The organism is Mesorhizobium sp., assembly GCF_005063415.1.
Lineage (GTDB): Bacteria > Pseudomonadota > Alphaproteobacteria > Rhizobiales > Rhizobiaceae > Mesorhizobium.
Genome location: NZ_SUEG01000222.1, coordinates 1 through 5928, shown reverse-complemented (window position 1 = coordinate 5928; position 5928 = coordinate 1). Strand labels below are relative to the sequence as shown.

The 5928-nt window shown below is 58.7% G+C and carries 6 protein-coding genes and 2 pseudogenes; 4 read left to right on the top strand and 4 right to left on the bottom strand.

What is annotated here, in order from left to right; genetic code table 11:
• Positions 1 to 108 (top strand): annotated as a pseudogene (locus E5W70_RS30310) (ATP-binding protein); the annotation flags it as partial.
• A gap of 69 nt (positions 109 to 177) precedes the next feature.
• Positions 178 to 939, top strand: a pseudogene (locus E5W70_RS30305) (IS66 family transposase); the annotation flags it as partial.
• A 474-nt stretch (positions 940 to 1413) separates the two neighbouring features.
• Here E5W70_RS30305 and E5W70_RS30300 read toward each other — a convergent pair.
• Entirely contained in the window at positions 1414 to 2646 is a 1233-nt protein-coding gene (locus E5W70_RS30300; RefSeq protein WP_292664954.1) for an alpha/beta hydrolase, read from the bottom strand.
• A 132-nt stretch (positions 2647 to 2778) separates the two neighbouring features.
• Between E5W70_RS30300 and E5W70_RS30295 the strand changes: the two genes are divergently transcribed.
• The gene (locus E5W70_RS30295; protein ID WP_292664953.1) at positions 2779 to 3027 is read left to right on the top strand and encodes a hypothetical protein; all 249 of its coding nucleotides are present in this window, start codon (positions 2779 to 2781) and stop codon (positions 3025 to 3027) included.
• A gap of 156 nt (positions 3028 to 3183) precedes the next feature.
• On the opposite strand, the gene E5W70_RS30290 is transcribed toward E5W70_RS30295, so the two are convergent.
• Both E5W70_RS30290 and E5W70_RS30285 read right to left on the bottom strand, forming a co-directional pair.
• Positions 3184 to 3666 carry a BA14K family protein gene (locus tag E5W70_RS30290; RefSeq protein ID WP_292664952.1) on the bottom strand — a complete coding sequence of 161 codons (483 nt, stop codon included), beginning with the start codon at positions 3664 to 3666 and terminating at the stop codon, positions 3184 to 3186.
• A 306-nt stretch (positions 3667 to 3972) separates the two neighbouring features.
• On the bottom strand, positions 3973 to 4224 hold the full coding sequence (locus E5W70_RS30285; protein WP_292664951.1) for a hypothetical protein: 252 nt from the start codon (positions 4222 to 4224) through the stop codon (positions 3973 to 3975).
• 323 nt (positions 4225 to 4547) lie between these two features.
• On the opposite strand from E5W70_RS30285, the gene E5W70_RS30280 reads away from it, so the two are divergent.
• Positions 4548 to 5075, top strand: coding sequence for a hypothetical protein (locus E5W70_RS30280; RefSeq protein WP_366509760.1), 528 nt, complete (start codon positions 4548 to 4550; stop codon positions 5073 to 5075).
• Positions 5076 to 5125: 50 nt separating this feature from the next.
• On the opposite strand, the gene E5W70_RS30275 is transcribed toward E5W70_RS30280, so the two are convergent.
• The gene (locus tag E5W70_RS30275) at positions 5126 to 5278 is read right to left on the bottom strand and encodes a hypothetical protein (RefSeq protein WP_292664949.1); all 153 of its coding nucleotides are present in this window, start codon (positions 5276 to 5278) and stop codon (positions 5126 to 5128) included.
• Between the last annotated feature and the right edge of the window lie 650 nt (positions 5279 to 5928).

The following is a 5928-nucleotide window of genomic DNA, read 5'->3' as shown; positions in this document are numbered from 1 at the left end:
GTGATAACCATCCGTGGCGACAGCTACCGGCTTCGCGAAAAGCGTCGTTCCGGCCTATTGCAGAAGGCCGGAACGACGCTCGGCACCAACGAAACCGCAAAACAATGAGGGGGTCAAATCCTCACTTCGCCCAGGGGGTCAAATCCTCACTTCGCTTGACAACCCTTGCCGACACCACGGGGCCGCGCCGCACCGGGATTGATGGCGCATGTGCTGGTCGCCAAGTATGCCGATCATCTTCCGCTCTATCGGCAGAGCGCGATCTATGCCCGCGAAGGCGTGGATCTCAATCGCTCTACTCTGGCCGACTGGGTTGGCCAGGCGGCTTGGCTGCTGGAACCGCTGGTCGAGGCGATCCGGCGGCATGTCTTCGCGGCCCACAAGATCCATGGCGACGACACACCGGTCCCGGTGTTAGCGCCGGGCAACGGACGCACCAAGACAGGCCGGGCCTGGGTCTATGTCCGCGACGATAGTCCTTTCCACAGCACAGCACCGCCGGCGGCTGCTTTCTTCTACAGTCCCGACCGCAAGGCGGAGCGTCCGCGCGAGCATCTCAAGATCTTCACGGGCTTCCTGCAGGCCGATGCCTATGCCGGCTTCGAGGAACTCTACAATCCGCAGCGCACGAACCCGGGCCCGATCACAGAGGTGGCCTGTTGGGCGCATTGCCGGCGCAAGATATTCGATGCCTGGGAAGCGACCGCATCACCGGTCGCCAAGGAAGCGCTCGACCGGATCGCACAAATCTACGCCGTCGAGGCTGATGCGAGAGGCAAGCCCGTGCACGATCGCTTGGCGATCCGCGTCGCCGCAAAGCCGCTGCTCGCCGGCCTCTTCGCGCTCAAGCGCCGCGTTGCGCTCTCCCGCTTCTTCGACGACGGCCGGCTGGAGGCCGACAACAACATCGCCGAGAACGGCCTGCGCGGCATCGCAATCTCGGGGTCATTCTGCCCATGTTGGGCAGGAGGTCGAAGTCCATTATCGCTGGCATCCGTATTTCGGACGCCGGCTTCGCTGCGAGAACAGCGAAGAACGCGCCAACGGCCGGATCATTCATCTCGTCATCGTGCCGGGGCATGTCATTACCGCTCCGGCCTGGATGATAGATCCCGTGGCGTGCGCAGCAATGGATCTGGGCTCCCCGCGCGCGTCGCTTGCTGCACTGCTTGAACTGAACAAGCTCTTGATCCAGCGCCGTTTCCGGCGAGGCTCTCCGGATGGTTTCATCATCGGGGAGACTCAAAATGAGAACCTTGCCGCCACTCGCACGGATGGTGCGGACGATAGCAGGAGAACGCGATCGGTCGTCGGTTGCGGAGGCGGCATCGACTGCAGCCATTGCTATGTCTTCCGGTATTTGAAGGAGCGTCATCGTTTTTTCATAGCCATAGCTCCTCCCCCCGTCAGCGACTATTTCTTGCACCCTTTGGTAGGATCGCACTTCTTGCCACCTGCGTCTGTTTTCTTGCTGGCTTGCCGGCCAGTCAGGCCCTCGACCTCGTTGCCGTAGTTTTCTCTGGTGTTCTGATCGACCATCGCAACAGGCGCCGCAACCACCAATCCTGCAGCATTGCCCGCCGCCGCCGCCGCACCGGTCGTCGCTTGCACGATGCTGTCGCCGAGACCGACCCTGCTGTCGGTCAGGGTCTGGCCGTTGGCCATCCGCGCCCCGATCAACTGCACGATCTGCGGCGAGGCGGCAAACTTGCCGTGATTCAGGCTGTCGCCGGATTTGACCTTCGTCAGATCGATGACAGTTACATTCTCGCTTGCGAGCTCTGCCTTATAGGGGGCCTCTTCGGGATTGATCGATCCGAGCCGGGGGATATTGCCCCAAATCCGCCGCGAGAATGCCAGGGCGCGATCGTCCTGAGAGACAAAGAGTGTAAATTGCGGGTGCTGTTTGCCCATGTCGGCGATCTGGGTGCGAAAAACGTCGACATCGACGTCGGGCGCAGCAAGCATGACGTTCTTGAACTTCGCTGGCAGGCCGCCGTTGCGGATCGCCGTCTGACGCAGGGATTCCAGCGCAAGCCAGTTGCCCATCGAATGAGCCAGGATCGAAACCTCTTTTACCTCGGGATCGCGAGCCAGGTACTGGAACAGCAATTCGACCGCATCTCGCGTGTAGTTGGTGCTTTCGCGATCATAGCCATAGGCCAATGTACTGCCCCGCGACGGCCAGGTGACCAGGATCGGGGCGCTGCTTGTGCCCGTGTCCTTGGCAATCTGGGCAAAGCGATAGACAGCGTCTTCGAACCGATTGTTGAACCCGTGGATGAAAACCAGGACACTATGGTCCGGGCTCTTCCTGACAGAGGCGTGCAGCCAACCCTTGGCCGACTGCACCGACAATTCTTCGGCTTTCAGAACCGCGAAATCGGTTGCCGGATTCGATGGCAGCTTCTTGGGCCAGGCGACCTCGCCGACCTTGCGGACCGACGCCGGCGGGATCGACACCGTCATGTCTGTAAACGAGGGAGCCATTCCGCGCTCGCCCGTATACATCTGCGCTGGGTTGGAAGATCGGCGGCGGGTGGTCGCTACCAGCATGTTTATCTTGCTCGATGACGGCGAGGTGTCGGCAACAGGCAACAACACATTCGTGGGACGCGACGCGCATCCACAAAACAGGCCGACCAAAGCGAATGCCAGCAGTGCATTGACGACACGGCCGACCTTGTACTTGCTTGACGAACTGGCTTCCAAGACCACCCCTCAAATATTTGACCCCAATCCGATCTGGCGCGCCATTCACGGGCGGCGTCAGTAGATATGAATAACGACGTGGGAGTCGCGCAACGCAAGTTTCATTTTCCGCAGATGCTGCCCAAATCGACTGTCCATTTTCTCCCCCTCGCGTCCGGGACTGAAATGAACCGCGGCGGCATAGAGAAAACTCCCGATCTGCCGCGGCAAGCACCAGCCTGTGAACCAATCGTCATCGTGACGGCAAACGGCGAAATTGGCGCACCGCCTCCAAGAACCGCTTTTTGTCTGCCAGCCGGCGTTCCGTTCCGTTGATTGGTTCGTATTGTCTCCCCGAGACTACCGGACCGAGCCGGTAGCGGAACGTAAGTTACGTGGAGGGCGAGGTAATTTTCTGATTGTAAGCCGCTCGAAGGAACGGTCCTCGGGATAGAAAACGAGTCCAGGGCGCCCTGCCCTCGATGACGATCGCTAGTAACAGTTACCGGAATCGGCTTCCCTGGGCGAGCATGGGCGACGGAACATGTTTGAGTGATATCCGTTACCGTAATAGCGGTCGCCATAATACTCGTCGCGGTAGTACGGATCGGCATAATACGGATCGCTGTAATACGGCCCGCCGTAGAAGCCGCTTCGATAATAGCCGCCGTAGTAGCCGTTGTTGGCGATCACGCTACCGATCAGTGCTCCGGCGACAAATGCGCCGCCGGGGAACCAAAGGTCGTTGTACCGGTAATATCCCGGACGATAGTGGCGGTAGCCGCGATAACCCCGATGCCAGCCATCCCGAACTTGGATGACGTCGGACTGCGCACTTTTTGCCTTGGGCACGAAGATCGGTGCGGCATCAACTGGAACAGTGCTCGTTAGTGCAAAAGTTGCGACCAGGGAGGTCACTTCGCCTGACAGGAGCCTCATGATCGCGTCCTCGCTGGTGGCTGTCGCCGGCCGCATCCGGTCTATCCGCTGTAATCTGGCAGGGGCGCACCCCTCCCAGCCCCTCCTTGACACGCGAGCCCGCGAATAGGGAGGTAACTAACTGTAATCTCGCGTAAGGTGGCAGGTAGGAATGACAAAATTCTCGGTCGGCTGGACCGACTTGCTTCGCGAATCTCAAGAGCTTCGGGGCATTGAAACTCGGCAGCAACTCGGGGAAGCATTACTCCGAGTAGTTGTGTAGTTGTTGCTCGATGAAGCTATTGAGCGGGCAAAACGGATTTCTGCCGGGCCGGTCGTGGACGCGGCCCAATTGTCCGAGACCTAGACCACGATCGTATTGTCCTCCACATTGGCCGCCTTGATGGTGTCGAGAACTTTGCAGTAATCATGATCGCATCGCCGTAGAAGCCGATGCGCGACTTCCCCCAAAATCAGCATCCGCAGTGTAGAATAATGGGTGTTGGTGAGGCCGCCATAGAGAAAGGAAGATGGTTGCTTCGCTTTCGCTTCGCGGCCGATGTAATCCACCGCCGCATTGGTGATATCACCCTCGATCTGGCGGCGGTACTCCACCGTATGGGGCCGCACCTTCTTCGCAACGCCGTTCGCGTCGGCCTCCCAGGACTCTGCCGCGGCGATTGCCGGCGCGCGTGAATATTCGCAGGAGATTGTGTGGCTAGAAAAAACGCATGTGGCTGGAACAAAATCAGCCAGCTTTGGTGAAGAACGTTCGCCTGCAACATGTCAAATTCTTTCTCGGGTCGCTCAGAAAAGCTGGACTGGAAATCGCCGATTGATTCAACACGGGTAGCATACAGTTAGTTACCTTCCCTAAAGAGCGGAAAGGCAGCAGTTTGAGCAGGGGGCGAAATTCCTATCACACGAGGGGAATATTTATGCGAAACTTCATGACACTCATCGCGGCAACGTCAGTGACGCTTTCGTCTGCGTTGGCAGCCTACGCACAAAGCCAAAACCCCCTTCCCAAGGCCAGCGATGTGCTTGTCCGATACGGGGACGACATCGAGGGCTGGACAGTCTATGCAAATAAAACCCGCGGAGATTGCTTGATCGTACGCCAAGATGGCCCAAGTGCTGTGCAAATGGGCGTTACCGCGAATCAGGAGGTCGGGTATCTTGGCGTGTTCACGAAGATAAATATCGGCCTTCAGAACGGCAACCAGTCGCAAATCTTCGTCTCCATGGCCGGCCACCTTTATAGCGGTGTGGCCACCAGCACGAGCGGCGAACTCAAGGGCGGATATTCCGGCGGCTACATCTTGACAGAAGACCCGAAATTCAAGCGCGACGTGGCGAAGAAATATAAAATGATCGTCTTCCCGGAAACCAAGGGGACTTTTGTCGTCGATCTGAAGGGCACTTACAAGGCAATGGCAATGGGCCGCAAGTGCCTCCAGCACTGACCGCCCGCCCGGCAGCTTTCCACCCACAGCCTGAAATTCAAGCTGAGATGCTACTGGTCACGGCAGCCCTCGAAGCTGGCGTCCTTGACACGTTGATGTGCGTCGACAACCTGACCCAGCTTGATCAGCTCGGCAACGCGCGGTTGGACCATCCCCGCCACACTGGCCGCGAGCGGCGCGACCGTGGTTGGCGGGATTGCCATGACAATCGTCGTTTCAAGTTCTCGTTCTTGGTCACGACAATCCACGGCAGTCGATTGCCTCTCACATCGCGGCTCATGCATGGGTCACGGCAATCGCAGTCTTTATTTCGTGTGGCAGATCAGGTCGTTTTCGAGCTGGCTGCGATGCGCTTTGGTGCGAGACTATGTCCGTTACCGTAATTTACCTTCCGCGACGGGATGCGATTTCGCATTGTGGATCCTTGCAGCGCTCTGCGCCTACAGCAACGCACAAAATCAACGCTAACGGGAGCATCCTCACCACGATGACGCTACTTTTTCCGAAGCGCGGCGACGTGTCTTTTCCGGCTAACTTGTCGCTTCGGACCATCACCTGGCCGGAGCGCCAGGCGTGGCATTGGGGAATTCAATGATATTGCGACGGAGCGGATGGTCGGTTGCTAGTGCCATAACCTGCGGGCTTGTGGGGGTCGCATCGACTCCCGCTGTTGCACAGGTGGCTGGCGCCCCCGAAACCTCAATTTCGGACGCGCTGCTCCGGTGGGAAGCTTTGGTGCACGCGCGTTTTTCCGCTCTGTTGCAGGCCATACCACGGATACCTAAGGAATTTGCACGCGGTTTCGAACTCGCTGGAACCGAGCTGAATTCCGGACGGCCGGGAATGACCCTTG

Coding starts and splice junctions, on each gene's coding strand:
- E5W70_RS30295 (WP_292664953.1), top strand. CDS start 2,779: ATGAATAACGACGTGGGAGTCGCGCAACGCAAGTTTCATTTTCCGCAG.
- E5W70_RS30290 (WP_292664952.1), bottom strand. CDS start 3,666: ATGCGGCCGGCGACAGCCACCAGCGAGGACGCGATCATGAGGCTCCTG.
- E5W70_RS30280 (WP_366509760.1), top strand. CDS start 4,548: ATGCGAAACTTCATGACACTCATCGCGGCAACGTCAGTGACGCTTTCG.
- E5W70_RS30275 (WP_292664949.1), bottom strand. CDS start 5,278: ATGGCAATCCCGCCAACCACGGTCGCGCCGCTCGCGGCCAGTGTGGCG.